The organism is Amycolatopsis sp. MJM2582, from assembly GCF_000754115.1.
In the GTDB taxonomy this organism is placed as follows: domain Bacteria; phylum Actinomycetota; class Actinomycetes; order Mycobacteriales; family Pseudonocardiaceae; genus Amycolatopsis; species Amycolatopsis japonica.
The window spans coordinates 409,149-425,081 of sequence record NZ_JPLW01000001.1 but is presented as its reverse complement, the minus strand read 5'-3'; the positions used below and the strand labels follow the sequence as shown (position 1 = coordinate 425,081).

At 70.0% G+C, this 15,933-nt stretch carries 19 protein-coding genes; 11 read left to right on the top strand and 8 right to left on the bottom strand.

The features are described 5' to 3' along the window. Window positions 1-71 precede the first annotated feature (71 nt). Entirely contained in the window at window positions 72-1,139 is a 1,068-nt protein-coding gene (locus ED92_RS02055; RefSeq protein WP_052120210.1) for a reverse transcriptase family protein, read from the top strand. 22 nt (window positions 1,140-1,161) lie between these two features. Further along, complete coding sequence (locus ED92_RS02050) at window positions 1,162-1,749, top strand: pentapeptide repeat-containing protein (RefSeq protein ID WP_037332493.1); 588 nt, start codon at window positions 1,162-1,164, stop codon at window positions 1,747-1,749. A gap of 78 nt (window positions 1,750-1,827) precedes the next feature. Here ED92_RS02050 and ED92_RS02045 read toward each other — a convergent pair whose 3' ends face one another. Further along, the gene (locus ED92_RS02045; protein WP_369797371.1) at window positions 1,828-4,494 is read right to left on the bottom strand and encodes a glycohydrolase toxin TNT-related protein; all 2,667 of its coding nucleotides are present in this window, start codon (window positions 4,492-4,494) and stop codon (window positions 1,828-1,830) included. A gap of 118 nt (window positions 4,495-4,612) precedes the next feature. On the opposite strand from ED92_RS02045, the gene ED92_RS02040 reads away from it, so the two are divergent. Beyond that, window positions 4,613-4,912, top strand: a complete 300-nt coding sequence (locus ED92_RS02040; RefSeq protein WP_007032100.1) for a DUF3017 domain-containing protein — start codon at window positions 4,613-4,615, stop codon at window positions 4,910-4,912. A 4-nt stretch (window positions 4,913-4,916) separates the two neighbouring features. Here the strand turns inward: ED92_RS02040 and ED92_RS02035 are convergent, their stop codons facing one another. Together ED92_RS02035 and ED92_RS02030 are read right to left on the bottom strand one after the other, a co-directional pair. Continuing rightward, a complete protein-coding gene (locus tag ED92_RS02035; RefSeq protein WP_037332491.1) occupies window positions 4,917-6,089 on the bottom strand; it encodes an MFS transporter in 1,173 nt (390 codons plus the stop codon). Between the two features lie 195 nt (window positions 6,090-6,284). Next, window positions 6,285-6,599 carry a helix-turn-helix transcriptional regulator gene (locus ED92_RS02030; RefSeq protein WP_037332490.1) on the bottom strand — a complete coding sequence of 105 codons (315 nt, stop codon included), beginning with the start codon at window positions 6,597-6,599 and terminating at the stop codon, window positions 6,285-6,287. Between the two features lie 176 nt (window positions 6,600-6,775). Here ED92_RS02030 and ED92_RS02025 point away from each other — a divergent pair, with 176 nt between their 5' ends. After that, a complete protein-coding gene (locus ED92_RS02025; RefSeq protein WP_037332489.1) occupies window positions 6,776-7,945 on the top strand; it encodes an MFS transporter in 1,170 nt (389 codons plus the stop codon). Window positions 7,946-7,948: 3 nt separating this feature from the next. Here the strand turns inward: ED92_RS02025 and ED92_RS02020 are convergent, their stop codons facing one another. After that, window positions 7,949-8,137, bottom strand: coding sequence for a DUF1918 domain-containing protein (locus ED92_RS02020; RefSeq protein ID WP_037332488.1), 189 nt, complete (start codon window positions 8,135-8,137; stop codon window positions 7,949-7,951). Between the two features lie 102 nt (window positions 8,138-8,239). Here ED92_RS02020 and ED92_RS02015 point away from each other — a divergent pair, with 102 nt between their 5' ends. The 4 genes from ED92_RS02015 to ED92_RS02000 are packed head-to-tail and all read left to right on the top strand — an operon-like array spanning window position 8,240 to window position 10,562. Then, a complete protein-coding gene (locus ED92_RS02015) occupies window positions 8,240-8,758 on the top strand; it encodes a TrmH family RNA methyltransferase (protein ID WP_228694728.1) in 519 nt (172 codons plus the stop codon). A 22-nt stretch (window positions 8,759-8,780) separates the two neighbouring features. After that, window positions 8,781-9,425: a spermidine synthase gene (locus ED92_RS02010; protein WP_037332483.1), complete on the top strand. Its 645-nt coding sequence runs from the start codon at window positions 8,781-8,783 to the stop codon at window positions 9,423-9,425. Beyond that, a complete protein-coding gene (locus ED92_RS02005; RefSeq protein ID WP_037332482.1) occupies window positions 9,407-9,988 on the top strand; it encodes a hypothetical protein in 582 nt (193 codons plus the stop codon). Before ED92_RS02010 ends, ED92_RS02005 begins: the two co-directional genes overlap by 19 nt. Before the next feature lie 7 nt (window positions 9,989-9,995). Continuing rightward, window positions 9,996-10,562 carry a GNAT family N-acetyltransferase gene (locus ED92_RS02000; RefSeq protein ID WP_037332478.1) on the top strand — a complete coding sequence of 189 codons (567 nt, stop codon included), beginning with the start codon at window positions 9,996-9,998 and terminating at the stop codon, window positions 10,560-10,562. Here ED92_RS02000 and ED92_RS01995 read toward each other — a convergent pair whose 3' ends face one another. Beyond that, complete coding sequence (locus ED92_RS01995; RefSeq protein ID WP_016331228.1) at window positions 10,563-11,150, bottom strand: HhH-GPD-type base excision DNA repair protein; 588 nt, start codon at window positions 11,148-11,150, stop codon at window positions 10,563-10,565. A 38-nt stretch (window positions 11,151-11,188) separates the two neighbouring features. Then, window positions 11,189-12,067 carry a LysR family transcriptional regulator ArgP gene (locus ED92_RS01990; RefSeq protein WP_037332476.1) on the bottom strand — a complete coding sequence of 293 codons (879 nt, stop codon included), beginning with the start codon at window positions 12,065-12,067 and terminating at the stop codon, window positions 11,189-11,191. A gap of 66 nt (window positions 12,068-12,133) precedes the next feature. Between ED92_RS01990 and ED92_RS01985 the strand changes: the two genes are divergently transcribed. Beyond that, complete coding sequence (locus ED92_RS01985; RefSeq protein ID WP_037332475.1) at window positions 12,134-12,748, top strand: LysE/ArgO family amino acid transporter; 615 nt, start codon at window positions 12,134-12,136, stop codon at window positions 12,746-12,748. On the opposite strand, the gene ED92_RS01980 is transcribed toward ED92_RS01985, so the two are convergent. Both ED92_RS01980 and ED92_RS01975 read right to left on the bottom strand, forming a co-directional pair. Next, the gene (locus tag ED92_RS01980) at window positions 12,749-13,573 is read right to left on the bottom strand and encodes an aldo/keto reductase (RefSeq protein ID WP_037332474.1); all 825 of its coding nucleotides are present in this window, start codon (window positions 13,571-13,573) and stop codon (window positions 12,749-12,751) included. Window positions 13,574-13,578: 5 nt separating this feature from the next. Beyond that, window positions 13,579-14,418 carry an NAD-dependent epimerase/dehydratase family protein gene (locus tag ED92_RS01975; RefSeq protein WP_037332473.1) on the bottom strand — a complete coding sequence of 280 codons (840 nt, stop codon included), beginning with the start codon at window positions 14,416-14,418 and terminating at the stop codon, window positions 13,579-13,581. A 115-nt stretch (window positions 14,419-14,533) separates the two neighbouring features. Here ED92_RS01975 and ED92_RS01970 point away from each other — a divergent pair, with 115 nt between their 5' ends. Together ED92_RS01970 and ED92_RS01965 are read left to right on the top strand one after the other, a co-directional pair. Further along, window positions 14,534-14,968: an Lrp/AsnC family transcriptional regulator gene (locus tag ED92_RS01970; RefSeq protein WP_200882661.1), complete on the top strand. Its 435-nt coding sequence runs from the start codon at window positions 14,534-14,536 to the stop codon at window positions 14,966-14,968. Between the two features lie 108 nt (window positions 14,969-15,076). After that, window positions 15,077-15,931 carry a triacylglycerol lipase gene (locus ED92_RS01965; protein WP_037332472.1) on the top strand — a complete coding sequence of 285 codons (855 nt, stop codon included), beginning with the start codon at window positions 15,077-15,079 and terminating at the stop codon, window positions 15,929-15,931. The last annotated feature ends 2 nt before the right edge of the window (window positions 15,932-15,933 follow it).

Here is a 15,933-nt window from a genome sequence, read left to right as displayed (position 1 = left end):
GGGGAGTACGAAGTCAGCGAGACAAGGCGCCCCGCGCGAGCGCGGCATGCTCCGCGTGCGAGTCCGCGCGGATGACAGGAGAAAGAGTCACCCCCGCGTCGCTCCTCGAACCCCTGCCGATCTGGCGATTCCAGGTGGCCCGCTGGACGACGTTCGACGAGTGCGCCGCCGGCCTCGACCTGACACCGGGCGAACTTTCGTGGTTCGCCGACGCGAAGGGCTGGAACAGGCGCGCCGCCGAGCCGGTCCGGCACTACACCTATCGCTGGATCCCAACCGCTTCGGGCGGTGTGCGGCTCATCGAGCGGCCGAAACCGCGGCTCGCCGAACTGCAGCGCCGGATCGTGCGGCACGTCGTCGACGCGCTGCCGGTGCACGAGGCCGCGCACGGATTCCGGCGCGGGCGTTCACCGCTGTCGTGCGCCGCGCCGCACGCGGGCCGGGAGACCGTGGTCAGGATGGACCTCGAAGGGTTCTTCCCCGCCGTGTCCGCGCGCCGGATCTCTGCGCTGCTCGCCCTCGCCGGCTACCCGCCCGCCGTGGCGGAGGCGCTGGCGGGCGTGCTCACCACCGCCGTTCCACCCGATGTTCTCGCCACCGTGCCCGGCGGACGCCGGGATCCGGCGCGAACGCGGCTGTTGAGCAACCTGGCGGCCACGCATCTGCCGCAGGGCGCGCCGTCCTCGCCCTCGGTCGCGAACGCGGTCACGCACCATCTGGACCGTCGGATCGACGGGCTCGCGCGGGTGCTGGGCGCGACGTACACGCGGTACGCCGACGATCTGACGTTCTCCGGGGATTCCCTGCCACTGCACCGGTTGCTGCCCGGTGTCCGGCGGATCGTGACCGACGAGGGTTTCCGGCTCCGGGACGACAAGACCTCGATCGCCGGCGCGCACCAGCGGCAACGCGTCGCGGGGCTGGTGGTCAACAGCGCGCCCGCCGCGACGCGTGCCGACTACGACGCCCTGCGTGCCCTGCTCCACAACTGCGCCCGGACCGGCCCGGAAGCGCAGAACCGGGGCGGGCATCCGGACTTCCGCGCCCATCTGCTCGGCCGGATCGGCTGGATCGCCGCGTCTTCGCAGGCACGGGCGGCGAAGCTGCGCGCTATGTTCGGCAGGATCACCTGGGAGTGAGCGGGTATGCGATCCTGGACGGGTGATCGAGACTGCCGAGGACTACCGAGAAGCCGTCCTTTCCCGGCAATGGTGGGAAAAACGCAGTTTCGTCGGCTGTGATTTCACCGAAGCCGACCTGCGCGGGCTGCGTACCCAAGGCTGCACCTTCGACCAGTGCGACTTCACCAAGACGGACTTCGAGGGCTCGCGCCACGAGGCGTCGGCGTTCCGCTCGTGCACCTTCGACCGCACCGTACTGGCCGGCACGCGGTGGAGCTCCTGCTCGATGCTCGGATCGTCCTTTGTGGACTGCCGGTTCCAGAAGATCGCCTTCACCGAATGCGATCTTTCGCTCGTCTCGCTCAGCAAGGCTCGTTTGTCCAAAGTGGACCTGGGTGGCCTGCGGCTGCGTGAGGCGAACCTGCTGGACGCGGACCTGACCGGCGCCGATCTGCGCGGCGCGGATCTCACCGGTGCCCGGCTGGCGGGCGCGAAACTCGAGGGCGCGGACCTGCGCGGCGCGCGGCTCGACGCCAACGGCCTGGTGCAGGCGAACCTCTCCGGTGTCCACGTGGACACCGAGACCGCGATCGCCTACGCGGCCGCGCACGGCCTCGTCATCCACTGACCCCGACCCCCTGGATGTCATGAAAGGGTCGTTCCTGACGAAAAACGTCAGGAACGACCCTTTCATGACATTTGAGGGCTAGTCGATCGGCGGTTCGCCCGGGTCCAGCTCGATGAGGTCGCCCTCGGCGAGCAACTCCTCGATGGACGCGGGCAGCAGGTACGCCGACCCGCCACCCGGCTGGTTGAACCACGGGATCGCGACACCGGCGAGGGCTTCGAGCGGACGCTGCACGCGGTACACGTGGTACGGCCGGTTCACCCATTCCGGCACGAGCGAGCGCTCCTCGAACGGCGTCCCGGCCGCGTAGGTCAGGTTGCCGTTCGGGCCGCCGAAACGGTCCAGTTCGCTGCCGGCGGGCAGCTCACGCAGTTCCTTGCCGCGGAACAGTGTCAGCGGCGGCTCGCCGTTGAGCGGCGAGATCGGCCAGTTCTGCTTGGCGTCGGGAGCCCCGGCGTTCGCCGCGACCGGCGGACGGGCCGGTTCCTCGCGCCGCATCGGCGGCGGAGGCGGCGGCGTCACCGGCGGCTCACGCCGCGGCGGCGCGGGCGGCGCGGGCGGCGGGCTCGCCAGCACCGGGTTCGGCCGCGACGGGGGCGCGGGCGGGACCGGAGCAGGGGCGGGCTCGTCGTCCAGATCGTCCCCGAGCAGCTCCTCGGCCGTCGTGAACGCGGTCTGTTCCTGAGCCGGGATCGACTCCCGCGGCGGCACCGGATGCGAACCGGTCGCGATCTCGGGGGACAGCGTCGCCAGCACGGGAGGCGCCGGAGCGGGCTCCTCGACAGGCGGCTCTTCGGCGGCGGGCGGCTCCTCGGGAGGCGGGGCGCCGTTCGGGTTCAGGAGGACCTTGCCGAGCATGAACGCGGCCGCGTCCTCGGCGTCGCCGAACACCGCCGGGTTGGTCAGCTTCCCGTCGTACCAGCCGACGCGCCAGCCGCCGCCGTCGACCTGCTCGACGCTCCAGCCGTGCTCGGCGGGGCCGCCGATGCGGTAGACGTCTTCGGGCACGTCGAGCTCGTCGAACCTCGCCTGCAGCTCGTTCAGCACCGGCACGGGGTGCTCGGCGCGGCGCGGCTGCGCTTCCTCGCGTCGCGGCTCGGGCTCCGGCTGGGGCGCGGGAGTGGTAGCAAAGGTCCCCCGCTCCTGCGGTGGGGCGTCGACCTGCGTGACCTCGGAATCCGACGGCGGCGGTGCCACGTTCGGCTCCGCGTCGTGCGTCAGGAGAGGCAGCTCAGGACCGGCGTCGGCCTGCTCGACCGGGGTATAGCCGGTGGTCGTCTCCTCCTCCGGGGGCGCGTACGGCTGCTCTTCCTCCTGCCGGGCATACGCGTCCTGCTCCTCCTCGTGAGGAGGCTGCTCGTAGGCGTCGGCCTGCGGAGCCCGCGCGTACGTGGTCGCCTCCGGGTCGGCGACCCGCGGTTCCGGCTCGGGCTCGGTGTCCTGCCGGGCCTCGTCGGTGTAGGCGTCCTGTTCGGACGTGTACGGGTCTTCGTAACCCTCTTCGTACTGCTGCTCGGCGGCGGCCTCGTGGAAGTCCTGCGCCTGGTAGTCCCGGGTGTCGTAGTCGTCTTCGTACCGCTGGGCCTGCTCGGCCTGGTCCGGGACGGCCGACTCGGCGGCGGGGACGGCCGCCGCCGCGGCGACCGGTGCCGCGGCCGCGGCGGCCGCCACGGCCGGATCCGGGCCCTGCTGGTGCGGCGGCGGGACGGGCGGCTGAGCGGGGGGCTGGTTCGGCCCCGGACCACCGGGACCGGCCTGTGCGGGAGCGCCCGGGCCTGCCTGCGGCGAAGGCGCCGGGCCGTTCTGCGGCGGGCCCTGCGGAGGCGGTCCCGCGGGCACGCCGTTGGGTCCACCGGGGCCAGGGCGCTGCTGCGGGGGCTGGTTCCCCCGGGTGAGGTACCCCGCCGCGGCCTGCAGCGTCGGGGCGTCGACCTCGGGCAGCGTGAAGTCGTTCTGCCGGACGTGGTCGATCAGGTCGAGCTCCGGCGAGACGCCGTACTCGCGCAGGTAGAAGTTGACGGCGGCGGGCCAGATCCACTGCCCGTCGCTGTGGAAGGCGACCGGGACGGTGGCCTCGGGCGTCTGGGCGAGCCGGTCGATGTCGTAGCCGCGTTCGGTGACCACCAGCGGCGCGTGGTCGAGGTATTCGAGCAGCCTGTCCTGCTCCTCGATTTCCAGGTCGGGCCGGTTGATCACCGGACGCCCGGCCGGGCCGATGGTGTCGAAGATGCGGGCGATGCGGAAATGCGGTCCGGGCTGCTCGGGGCCGAGGCCGGACATACGCCGGATCAGCCATTCGGGCACGTTCTCCTCGGAGCGGGGGAACATGCGCAGTTCGTCGGAGAGCGCCTGCGGAGGCGGCGCGAGGCGCCACTGCGGCTCGTCGCGGTTGTACTCGAGGTTGTAGCTGGACGGGTGGTCGAGCTGGTAACGGGCGTTGAACCAGGTGCCGCGGCCGTCGCGGTACATCCCGGCACGGAGCCTGCCGAACAGCGTCGCGATGTCGTGCGTCGCGACCCACTCGTGCGAGGTGCCGTCCTCGGTGATGATCTCGCCGGTCATCTCGTGGTACCTGCCGACGGCTCGGTACTCGGCGGTCACCTTCCGCCAATCACGCGGAGCGGCCCGCAGCAGGGCGAGGCCGATCTGTTTGACCAGGGTGTCCTGCTCGGTCGCGTTCAACTGAGTCGTCGGTTGTGCCACGGTCACATTTTGACCGTATCCGCGCTCCTGTGCACCCCGCATGTGGGTTTTGCCGCTATTGACTCCCTCGGAAGACGCCCTGACCTGCTGCCGGATCACTCACCCGGGATACTGACGGCGTGAACCGATTTGCCGGCGAGACCCCGAAGGACGAGGACTGATGGCGGTGGCCGGACAGCGGCGTGACCGTGGGGCACTGCTCCATCACCTGCCGTTTCTGCTGGTGATGCTCGTGGTGGCGGTCGCCGCCTTGCGGATCGGCCAGTACCACTGGCGGCAGGGCGCCGCGCTGATCGGCGGCGCGTTGCTGCTCGCCGGCCTGCTCCGGGCGGCGCTGCCCGAAGCGAAGGCCGGGTTGCTGGCGATCAGGGGCAAGCCGGTCGACGTCCTGACCTACGGCGCGCTGTCGGTGTTGATCCTCTTCATCGCGTTCACGATCACCGGCGGGCCCCTGTCTTAAGAGGTCAGGACGCCATCGCGGGCGCCAGGCGTGCTTCGCGGCGGTCCATGCCGCCGGACACGACGGCCAGCGAGAGCCCCAGGACGGCCAGCAACGCACCGACCCAGTTCGGCGCGACCAGGCCGAAGCCGCCCGCGATCACCAATCCGCCCAGGTAGGCGCCGATCGAGTTCGCGATGTTGAACGCCGACTGCACGGCCGCGGAGACCAGCGACGGCGTCCCGCCCGCCTTCTCCATGATCCGCGCCTGCATCATCGGGCCGATCATGAACCCGGCGAGGCCGACGAAGAAGATCGTCACCGCCGCGCCGACCTTGCCGTTCGCGGTGAAGGTGAAGATCGCCAGCACCGCGGCCAGGCCCAACAGCGAGACGTAGAGGCTCGGCATCAGCGCCTTGTCGGCGAGCCTGCCGCCGAGGATGTTACCGATCGTCATGCCGACCCCGGCCAGCGAGAGCAGCAGGGTGACGTTCGACGGCGAGTAGCCGGTGACGTCGGTCAGCATCGGCGCGATGTAGGACAGGCAGGCGAACACGCCGCCGAGGCCGAAGGTGACGATCGCGAGGGCGAGCCACACCTGCGGACGGCGGAAGGCGCCGAGTTCGCCGCGCAGCGACGGCTCGGCCGGTTTGCCCTGGTGGGGGACCAGTTTCGCGATCGCGGCCATGGCGATCAGGCCGATCACGGCGACGACGCCGAAGGTCGCGCGCCAGCCGACCTTCTGGCCGAGCAAAGTGCCCAGCGGCACGCCGACGACGTTGGCCAGGGTCAGGCCCAGGAACATCATCGAGACGGCCTTCGCGCGTTCGCCCGGCTTGGCCAGGCTGGACGCGACGACCGCTCCGGCGCCGAAGAACGCGCCGTGCGGCAGGCCGGCGAGGAAGCGGAACGCGACACCGAACTCCTGGTTCGGCGAGAGCGCGAAGAGGGTGTTGCCGAGCGTGAACAGCCCCATCATCGCCAGCAGCATCGTCTTGCGTGGCAGCCGGACGGCGGCGGCGGTGAGCAGCGGGGCGCCGACCACGACGCCGAGGGCGTAGCCGGAGATGAGGTAACCGGCGGACGGGATCGACACGCCGAAGTCGGCGGCGGCTTCGGGCAGCACGCCCATCATGACGAATTCGGTGGTCCCGATGCCGAAGGCACCGATGGCGAGCGCGAGCAGCGCGACGGGCACGGCTCTCCCTTCGAGGGTCGTACGTGAGTAAACGATTACTCGCCCAGCGTCGCGGATGGGGAGCTGAATCGATTTAGGTCTCGGGCACAAAAGAAGACAGCGCGTGCGGCCCCAGCGTCGACGAGCTGTCCTGCGTCCAGTTCAACGGATCGAGGGGGCGTTTGTCATCCCGGTTTCGGGTGAGGCTGACCACCCTCAGCGGCGGGCGGCGAGCACGCCCTGGAGCAGTCCGGGGAAGAGCTCGTCGAGATCGTTGCGACGCAAGGAGTTGTAGCGGGCGGTGCCCTGCTGGCGGCCCAAGATGATGCCCGCTTCGCGCAGTGTGCGCAGGTGATGGGTGAGTGTGGACTTGGTCACGGCGACGTCGAAACCGCTGCACGAGATCTCGGAGCCGGCGTCGGCCAGCTGGCGGACCATGTCGAGCCGGACCGGGTCCGCGAGCGCGGCGAGGACCGCCTCGATCCGGATCTCGTCCCGATCGGGGTAGACGTACTGCTGCGTCGCGGTCATCCGTCCATAGTACGACGCCTCTCGAACTTCCCGCGTATCCGTAGTACGGTCACCATCGAACTACGACAACCATCGAACAACGACCCCGTGTCGCCTTTCGCGGGCGAACCGCGATCCGGCGCCGACCTGCGTTTAGCGGGCAAAACGCGATCCGCGGGGTCTGGAGCTGGGGAGTCATGACTTTCGCACCACCCAGGACCGCGGTGCTGGCGCTCGGCACCTTCGCGGTCGGCACCAGCGGCTACGTCGTCGCCGGGCTGCTGCCGGCGCTGACCGGCGAGCTCGCCGTCTCCGAGACGGCCGCCGCCCAGCTGGTCACCGCCTTCGCCATCGCGTACGCGGTCGGTTCGCCACTGTTCGCCGCGGTCACCGGCCGCTGGGAGCGCCGCACGCTCCTGGTCGCCGCGCTCGTCGTCACCGCCGTCGGCAACGCGCTCGCCGCCCTCGCGCCCGGCTACGTGACCCTGCTCCTCGCGCGGGTCGTCACCGCGATCGGCGCGGCGGTCTTCACCCCGGCCGCGAGCGCCGTCGCCGCCGAACTCACCGCGCCGGAACGCCGGGGCCGCGCGGTCGCGCTCGTCTTCGGCGGGCTCACCGTCGCGACGATCCTGGGCGTCCCGCTCGGCAGTGTCCTTTCGCAGAGCGTCGGCTACCAGGCCGTCTTCGCGCTCGTCGCGGCCTTCTCGCTTCTCGGCGCCTTCGCCGTCCGGCTGGTCCTGCCCGCCGTCCCGGCGCCGCCCCCGGTCCGGCTGGCCGAACGGTTCACCGTCGCCAAGGACCCGCGCGTGCTCGCCATGCTCGGCGCGACCGTGCTCGGCTGCCTCGCCGCGTTCTCCGTCTACACCTTCATCTCGCCGGTCCTGTCGGCCACCGCGGGTATCCACGGCACGACGGTCAGCCTGCTGCTGTTCGTCTACGGCGCGGGCGGCGCGCTCGGCAACGTCCTCGGCGGCCGCGCCACCGACCGCTGGGGCGCCAGGGGACCGCTGCTGATCGTGTTCGGCGGGATCACCGTGGTGCTCGCGATGCTGCCGCTGGTGGCGACCACCGTCGCGGGCGCGGCCGTCGTCCTCTTCCTCTGGGGGCTGGCCACCTGGTCGGTCAACCCGCCGATCCAGCACCGGCTGATCGAGCTGTCCAAGCAGAACGCCGGACTCGTGCTCTCGCTCAACGCGTCCGCGATCTACCTCGGCGTCGGCCTCTCCGGCCTGGTCGGGGGAGCGGTGCTCAGCGGCGGCGGGCCGCTCCTGCTGCCCGAGATCGCGGCGGTGCTGACCGCGCTCGGCGCGGCCGTGGTCGTGGCGGGCTGGCGGAGCCGCGTGAAGCAGCCCGCCATGGCCGAGTGACGGCTACTCGGCGCGTGTCTGGACTTCGCAGTCGGGGCCGGGGAAGACCAGCCCTTCGTGTCCGTCCGCGAACCGGACGAGATACGGCGGGGCACCGTGTTCGCCGCGTACCTCGAGGATCTCGCCGCGTTGTTCGGCCGAGCCCACCGTGCGTCCGTGCACGTGGATCTCGTCTCCGACGGTCGCCTGCATGAGAACCACCTCCGACGTTTCAAGGTTAGGAGCGTCGGAGTGATCCCGCTACAGTGTCGGCATGATCCTCGAAATCCTTGGAGGCGCGACGCCTCACGTCCGGTGAGCCCGTCGATCCGGGTCCGCACGCCCTCGGAGCTGCGTGCGGCCAGAAGAAGGAAATCCCATTCCTGCTGGGGGCATCTCGTCGCGGCACCGCTGTGGCCGCTGCACGGCGCGAACCTCGGCACCCTGCTGCGGACCTGCGACGCCGTAGGCGCTTGCCTTGCCGTACCGAGGTTTCCCTGGGTGCCGGAGGCGCTGCGCCGCGGGAACACGTTGCGGCGTCCGGCTTGTGTGCACTGGGTGCACGATCCACCCGGCTGGCTGACGCGGGAGAAGGCGGCGGGCACGGCGATCGTCGGCGTCGAACTCGCCGACGAGGCCGTGCGCCTCGCCGATCTCCCGCCCGCGCGAGGGCGGACGATCGCCGTGCTCGGCCATGAGCAGCAGGGGATTCCGCCGGAAGCGCTGGACCTTCTCGACACCGTCGTCGAAATCCCGATGGTGGGCACTGGCGCGAGTCTCAACGTCGCCGTCGCGGGCAGTCTGGTGTTGTACAAATTGGCGGGCTTGCTGTGACCGTCGCCGATAGGCTGCCCGGATGACCGACGTACTCGACAAGGTGGCCGGGAAGAGCGGCGAACTGGTACTCCGCCGGGCGGGCGGCGATTTCGAGGTCATCGCCAACGGCGTCTTCCTGATGGACACCCGTAACGGTGAATCCGAACGGTTGCTCGTCTCGGTGGCCGCGGATCTGGTGCCGGGCAAGGTACGGATGCTGATCGGCGGCCTCGGGGTCGGCTATTCGCTGCGCGCCGCGCTGGATCACCCCGGTGTCGGCGAGGTCGTGGTCGTCGAGCGCGAGCCCGCCGTGATCGGCTGGAACCGCGAGGGCCCGCTCAAGGACGTCCACGACGACGCCCTGTCCGACGAACGGGTCACCGTTGTCGAGGCCGATCTGGTGAAATGGTTGCGCCGGACGGAAGAGCGGTTCGACGCGCTGTGTCTCGACATCGACAACGGTCCTGAGTGGACGGTCACCGACGGCAACGCGAAGCTGTATTCCGGCGCCGGTCTCGACATGCTCACCGCGCGGTTGCGGCCGGGTGGCGTGCTCGCGGTGTGGAGCGCCGAGTCGGTCCCGTCGTTCGCGAAACGGTTGCGGGCGCGGTTCGGCGAGGTGCGGGAGCTGAAGATCCCGGTGCCGCAAGGAGAACCGGACGTGCTGTGGTTCGCGCGGGTGTAGCCGACGCCGCGCGCGTCAACGCCCGCTGGTGCGATGTGGTGTGCCGGACGGGCACCTTCACCACCCGCGTCTGGAAGTCGCCGATCCGGACGCCGCCGCTGTACCCCGACGCGGTGACCCTGGCTCCCGACGCGACGGTCGCGGAGGTACTGGACGGGATCGACACCTCGCCGGGCTGCGCGGTGAAGGACAGTTTCGCCTGCCTGGATCTCGCGCGCGAAGGTTTCGAGGTGCTCTTCGAGGCGACGTGGATCGCGCGGATGGCCGACGTGCCGCTCGAACCGGACTGGGCCCGAGTCGACGACCAGTACGGCGATCCGTCCGTCGCCGTGTGGTCGAACGGCGTCGCCGGGGTGACGGCCAATCGTGACGGCGGCTTCGCTGGACTGTCCAATTTGTACACTCAAGGCGACCTGGATGAGGCCTGGCGCGGCGCGACCTCGGCCGTCTCGGCGAGCTTCCCCGGCTTGCCGATCACCGGCTACGAACGCGGCGAAGATCTCGACGCCGCCCTTCGCGACGGCTACACGGCGCTGGGGCCGCTGCGGGTCTGGCTGAAATGATCGCCGTATGGAGATCACGACCTGGCACCTCGAACAGACCTCGCCGGACGACCTGAGCGCGGCGAAGCCGCCCGCGATCCCGGTGACGGTCACCCGCGCCGAGCTGGTCAGCCCGGAGCTGAACCGCTACCTCTACACCGCGGTCGGCGGCGACTGGTTCTGGATCGACCGGCTCGGCTGGTCGTGGGATCAGTGGATCGAGTGGCTGGACAGGCCGGGCGTCGAGACCTGGGTGGCGTACGCGCAGGGGACGCCGTGCGGCTACTTCGAGCTCGACGGCACTGTCGAGGGCGAAGTCGAACTCGCGTACTTCGGACTTATGTCGTCCTTCGTCGGCAAGGGCCTCGGAGGGCATCTGCTGACCGTCGCGCTGCGGGAGGCGTGGGCGCTCGCGGAGCGCTGGCCGGGCAAGACGCCGGCGCGCCGCGTCACGGTCCACACCTGCACCACCGATGGCCCGGCCGCGCTCAAGAACTACCAGGCGCGTGGCTTCCGGCTGTTCCGCACCGAGGTCGAGCAGGCCGAACTGCCCGCCGAGACGCCGGGGCCGTGGCCGGGAGCCGGGAAGAAGTAGCTACTTCGCCGGAGCCTTGGCGGCCGCCTTCGCCGCCTTCTTGAACGCGCGCACCTCGCCGAGCGTCTTCGCGTCGACGACGTCGGCGATCGAACGTCGTGAGCCGCGGTCGCCGTACGCACCCGCGGCGGCACGCCAGCCCTTGGGCTGCACGCCGAGCTGCTTGCCGAGCAGCGCGAGGAAGATCGCGGCCTTCTGGTCGCCGTAGCCGGGCAGCGCCTTGAGCCGCTTGAGGACTTCGGGGCCGTCCGGTTTGGGCCGCCCGGCGGTCCAGATCCCGGCCGCGTCGCCGTCGTAGACCTCGACGACGTGCTGGGCGAGATCCTTCACCCGGCGCGCCATCGAGCCGCCGTAGCGGTGGATCGCGGGCGGCACCACGCACAGTTCGACGAAGGTCTCGGTGTCCATCGCGTGGATCTTCTTGATGTCGAAACCGTCCATCCGGTCCGCGATCTTCTGCGGGCCGCGGAACGCGTGTTCCATCGGGAACTGCTGGTCGAGGAGCATCCCGACGAGCAGCGCGAACGGGTCTTCGGTGAGCAGCCGGTCCGCTTCCTCGTCTCCGACCAGGTGCAATGCGCGCGTCATGCGCCCAGGATCTCACGAGCGGCCCGGTGCGCGCGTCCTCATCCGTGTGGGTCCACCAGCAGGTCCGCGGCCGCCGTGGTGACGGCGTCCGACACCGCAGCCAGCGCGGGGGAGTCGAGTTTCCACTGCTGCCAGAACAGCGGTACGTCGATCGGGTGATCCGGGTCCAGGCAGGCGAAGGTGCCGTCGCGCAGGCGGTCACCGATCTGCGCGAGCGGCACCATGCCCCAGCCCATGCCGGCCGCGACGGCGTCGAAGAACCCTTCGGACGACGGGACGTAGTGCCGCAGCGAGCTCGCGATCGTGCCGCGCTCGCGCGCGAAGCGGTCCTGAAGGTCGTCACGACGGTCGAAGACGACGACGGGTGCTTCGGCGAGGTCGAGGTCCGTGCCGAGCGCCGGGCTCACGAGGGCCAGGTAGCGCATGTGCCCGAGCCGGTGCACCGAACACCCCGCGACCGGATCGGGTGACGACGTCACGGCGGCCATCACCAGGCCCTCCCGCAGCAGGGTCGTGGTGTGGTCCTGGTCTTCGCGATGCAGTTCGAAGCAGATCTTCTGCTCCGGCGGCACCCGCGTGAGCGCGGGAAGGAACCAGGTCGCCAGCGAATCCGCGTTCACCGCGATCGGCAGCCGGACCGGTTCGTCGCCGGCGGTCAGGCCGAGTTCGGCCCGGGTGTCGGCCTCCAGCAGGGCCATCTGACGGCCGAACCGCACCACCGCCTGCCCGGATTCGGTCAGCCGCACCGGTTTCGTGCGGATGAGCAGGACGAGGCCGGTGCGCTGTTCGAGCGCCTTGACGCGCTGGCTGATCGCCGACGGCGTCACGTGCAGCGCCGACGCCGCCGCGTCGAACGTGCCTTCGTCGGCGACCACCAGCAGCGTGCGGACCAGGTCGAGGGGCAGATCTCTCATCACGAGCGCTAATCTTACGTAAGAATCTTTAGCTGTACTGTTGACGATCGGCTTCCTAGCCTGGTCCGTATGGGAGACGTTCTGTTCAGCCTGGGTGCCGGATTCGGCGCCACCATGGCCCTCATCGTCGCGATCGGCGCCCAGAACGCGTTCGTGCTGCGCCAGGGCATCCGTCGCGAGGCAGTGCTCGTGGTGGTGCTGATCTGCATCTTCTCGGACGCCATCCTGGTCAGTCTCGGCGTCGGCGGGGTCGGCGCGCTGGTGGGGACGTCACCCGAAGCGTTGACCGTTGTCGCTCTGATCGGTGGCGCCTTCCTGCTTTGCTACGGCGCTCTCGCGGCCCGCCGCGCGTTCAAACCGGCCGCGCTGGAGACCGGCGGCCCGGAGACCGGCGGATCGCTGCGCCGCATCGTGCTGACCACGCTGGCGATCACGTGGCTGAACCCGCACGTCTACCTCGACACCCTCCTCCTGCTCGGCGCGATCGCGGCCGGGCACGGCAGCGACCGATGGGCGTTCGGGGTCGGTGCCGTGTCGGCCAGCGTGCTCTGGTTCCTCGCGCTCGGTTTCGGCGCGCGGCTGCTCAGCGGGTTCTTCCGCAAACCGTCGTCGTGGCGCGTGCTGGACGGCCTGGTCGCCGCGACGATGATCGGCCTGGGCGTGGCGCTGGTGGCCGGCGCCTGATCACGGCAGGCGGGCCAGCTCCTCGGCGGTGAGCACGAGATCGGCCGCGGCCGCCGAATCGCGGATCGTGGCGGGCCTCGTCGAGCCGGGGATCGCGATCATCGACGGCGATTTCGCGAGCAGCCAGGCCAGGCACACTTGCTGGGGGCTGACGCCGCGTTCCTCCGCCACGGCACGGAATTCCGCGCCGATCCCGCGGAGCGGGCCCCACGGCAGATACGCGAGCCCGAGTTCGGTGCACAGTGCCAGCTCCGGTTCGTGCACCAGGTGCGCGGGCGCGTGCTCGTTCTGCACCGAAACCAGTGTCTCGCCGAGGATCTCCCGTGCTTCGAGGATCTGTGCCCGGGACACGTTGGAGATCCCGGCGAGCCGGATCTTGCCTTCGTCGGCCAGTTCCTTGATCGCGCCGACGGACTCCGCCCACGGCACGTTCTCGTCGGGCTTGTGCAGCTGGTAGAGCCCGATCGCGTCGACGCCGAGCCGTTTCAGCGAGCCCTCGCAGGCGTTCTTGAGGTGCGTTGGAGTCCCGGTGACGGTCCATGAGCCGTCACCGGGACGGCCACGGCCGCCCTTGGTCGCGACGAGCACCGCGTCCGCTCCACTGTGGACGGCCAGTGCGGCGGCGATCAGCTCCTCGTTGTGGCCGATCTCGTCCGCGTGCCAGTGGTAGGAGTCGGCCGTGTCGATCAGCGTGACCCCGGCGTCGAGAGCGGCGTGGACGGTGGCGATCGCGCGGTCGCGATCCGGCCGGCCTTCGATCGAAAGCGGCATCGCGCCAAGGCCGATCGCGCTCACTTCGACGTCTCCGATGCTGCGGTAACGCATGGGGGTCAAGCCTTTCTGAGTTCTTCGACGGCTTCGCCGAGCCAGTCGGTGGTGGTGGAGAAGGAGAAGCCGAGGCCGGTCGCGCGCGAAGTGTCCAAGACGGCGTAGCGGTCGAAGGAGAACGGCGAGGCGTCCTGCTCGACGACCCGGAACTCCGGCTCCGCGCTGATGGCGGCGGCGAGATCGAGCACCGACAGTGCGCCGTGCGAACCCGCGTTGACCGGGCCGGTGAAGTCCGCGAGCGTGGCCCAGGTCAGGAAGTCCGCGATTTCACGCGCGTGGATGAACGTCGAGGGGCGCGGATCCGCGTGGATGTCCACGGCGTCCCCGGCGTCCAGCCGTTCGACGTAATGCCGCAGCCGCCCGGTGAAGTCTTCGCCACCGAGGACGTGCGCGACGCGTACCGGGACGAACGGTGTGTCTCCCGCCGAGAAGACCGCTTCGGCCTGCCGTTTGCCTTCGCCGTACTCGTACTCGGGAAGTTCGAGGTCGACGGTCGCCGGGGTGAGCAGCGCTTCGGTCATCGGGGTCTCGGTCCGGACCTGGTCGTAGACCTCGATCGTGGACGTCATCACGTAGCGGTCCGCGCGCAGGACGCGGCGCGCGATCTCCGCCTGGACCGGCGTGTAGCAGACCTGGTCGAGCACGACGTCGAACGCACGGGAACCCACCGCGGCCTTGAGTCCGGCTTCGTCGTCGCGGTCGGCGATCAAATGCGCGACGCCGGACGGCGCGGGGGTGGAGCCGCGGTTGAGGACGGTGACGTCCATTCCGGCATCACGGAGCCGCTCGACCACCCCGCGGCCGAAGTACCGGCTTCCGCCGAGAACGAGCACTTTCTTCATGTTCACCAGTGTTACGGTGGTGATCCAGGTGTTTGAAGGGGAAAGCATGGGTGAAACGGCGGAATCGCAGAAAGATTCTCGGTCGAATCGAGGATCCACTGAAAGCTCACTGGACGTGATCGATCGGCGACTTCTCGAACTCCTCCAGGAGGAAGGCCGCATCACCCTGAGCGAACTCGGGCGCCGTGTCTCGCTGAGCCCCGCGGCCGTCGGCGAACGCGTCAAACGCCTCGAAGCCGACGGCACGATCACCGGCTACGCGGCACTCGTGTCGCCGTCCGGGATCGGTCTCGGGCTGCGGGCGTTCGTGCGGATGGCGCCGCACAGCGGGTTCACCGTCCGGCATCCGCGGACGCGGAAGATCATGGACCGCCCCGAAATCCTCGAACTGCACCATGTGGTGGGCGAGGACTGCTGGATCCTGAAGATCGCCGTGCGGGACACGAGCCACCTGGAAGAACTACTGGAGGACCTGTCCGCGCTCGGCGCCACGACGACGTCGATCGTCATGTCCAGTCCGATCGAAAGGCGCGTACTGCTGCCGTTGTGATCCGTCACAAGAGGCGACGCGTAAGTCTGGTCGTTCTCCCGGTTCGGCTCGTCGGTTTGTGACGCATGATGACTCGCATCACATACTGACGAGTAACCGGAGGCAGGGATGCGGGCTCGGATCCTCACCACGCTTGTCGCGGCCTTGACGTTCACGATCGCCGTCCCGGCGGTGGCGAGCGCGGCGCCGTCGAGCGGTTGGAACGACTGGTCGTGCCGGCCGAGCGCGAGCCATCCCGAGCCGGTGGTGCTGGTGCACGGCCTCGGCGGCAACGCGACGACCAACTGGTTCTACCACGCGCCGAAGCTCAAGGACGCCGGTTACTGCGTCTATTCGCTGACCTACGGATCGACCGTCCTGGGTGGACAGTTGTTCGGCGGGCTCGCTTCGATGCGGAAGAGCGCGGCCGAACTCGGCGCGTTCGTCGACCGCGTGCGCACGAGCACCGGCGCGGACAAGGTCGACATCGTCGGGCATTCCGAGGGGACGACGATGCCCGCGTACTACCTCAAATTCGAGGGAGGCGCGGAGAAGGTGAAGCATTTCGTCGGCTTCGGCTCGAACTTCAAGGGCACGTCGCTCAACGGGTTCTCCGAGCTGGCGAAGGCCGTGCTGTCGCTGCCCGGGATCGACCTGCTCGCCGACGGCGTCTGCGGGGCGTGCCGTGAATACCTCGCGCCATCGGCGTTTCTCGACGACCTCGCCCGCGGTGGGGTGAGCGTGCCTGGGCCGACGTACACGAGCATCGTGAGCCGGCACGATCGAGTGGTCACGCCGTACACCAGCGGTGTGCTCGGCGAGCCGGGCACGACCGACATCGTGTTGCAGGACCGGTGTGGCGTGGACGTTTCCGGGCATCTCAGCCAGGCGATCGACCCCAACGTGACGGGCCTGATCCTCAAGGCGCTCGACCCGGAGAACGCACCCGCGCCGAAGTGCGTGCCGTTCTTCGCGCCGCTGTAAGC

Bases quoted from the DNA above. Each gene is read 5' to 3' on its own strand.
- ED92_RS02055 (WP_052120210.1), top strand. From the start codon at position 72: ATGACAGGAGAAAGAGTCACCCCCGCGTCGCTCCTCGAACCCCTGCCG.
- ED92_RS02045 (WP_369797371.1), bottom strand. From the start codon at position 4,494: ATGCGGGGTGCACAGGAGCGCGGATACGGTCAAAATGTGACCGTGGCA.
- ED92_RS02040 (WP_007032100.1), top strand. From the start codon at position 4,613: ATGGCGGTGGCCGGACAGCGGCGTGACCGTGGGGCACTGCTCCATCAC.
- ED92_RS02030 (WP_037332490.1), bottom strand. From the start codon at position 6,599: ATGACCGCGACGCAGCAGTACGTCTACCCCGATCGGGACGAGATCCGG.
- ED92_RS02025 (WP_037332489.1), top strand. From the start codon at position 6,776: ATGACTTTCGCACCACCCAGGACCGCGGTGCTGGCGCTCGGCACCTTC.
- ED92_RS02020 (WP_037332488.1), bottom strand. From the start codon at position 8,137: ATGCAGGCGACCGTCGGAGACGAGATCCACGTGCACGGACGCACGGTG.
- ED92_RS02010 (WP_037332483.1), top strand. From the start codon at position 8,781: ATGACCGACGTACTCGACAAGGTGGCCGGGAAGAGCGGCGAACTGGTA.
- ED92_RS02000 (WP_037332478.1), top strand. From the start codon at position 9,996: ATGGAGATCACGACCTGGCACCTCGAACAGACCTCGCCGGACGACCTG.
- ED92_RS01995 (WP_016331228.1), bottom strand. From the start codon at position 11,150: ATGACGCGCGCATTGCACCTGGTCGGAGACGAGGAAGCGGACCGGCTG.
- ED92_RS01985 (WP_037332475.1), top strand. From the start codon at position 12,134: ATGGGAGACGTTCTGTTCAGCCTGGGTGCCGGATTCGGCGCCACCATG.
- ED92_RS01980 (WP_037332474.1), bottom strand. From the start codon at position 13,573: ATGCGTTACCGCAGCATCGGAGACGTCGAAGTGAGCGCGATCGGCCTT.
- ED92_RS01975 (WP_037332473.1), bottom strand. From the start codon at position 14,418: ATGAAGAAAGTGCTCGTTCTCGGCGGAAGCCGGTACTTCGGCCGCGGG.
- ED92_RS01965 (WP_037332472.1), top strand. From the start codon at position 15,077: ATGCGGGCTCGGATCCTCACCACGCTTGTCGCGGCCTTGACGTTCACG.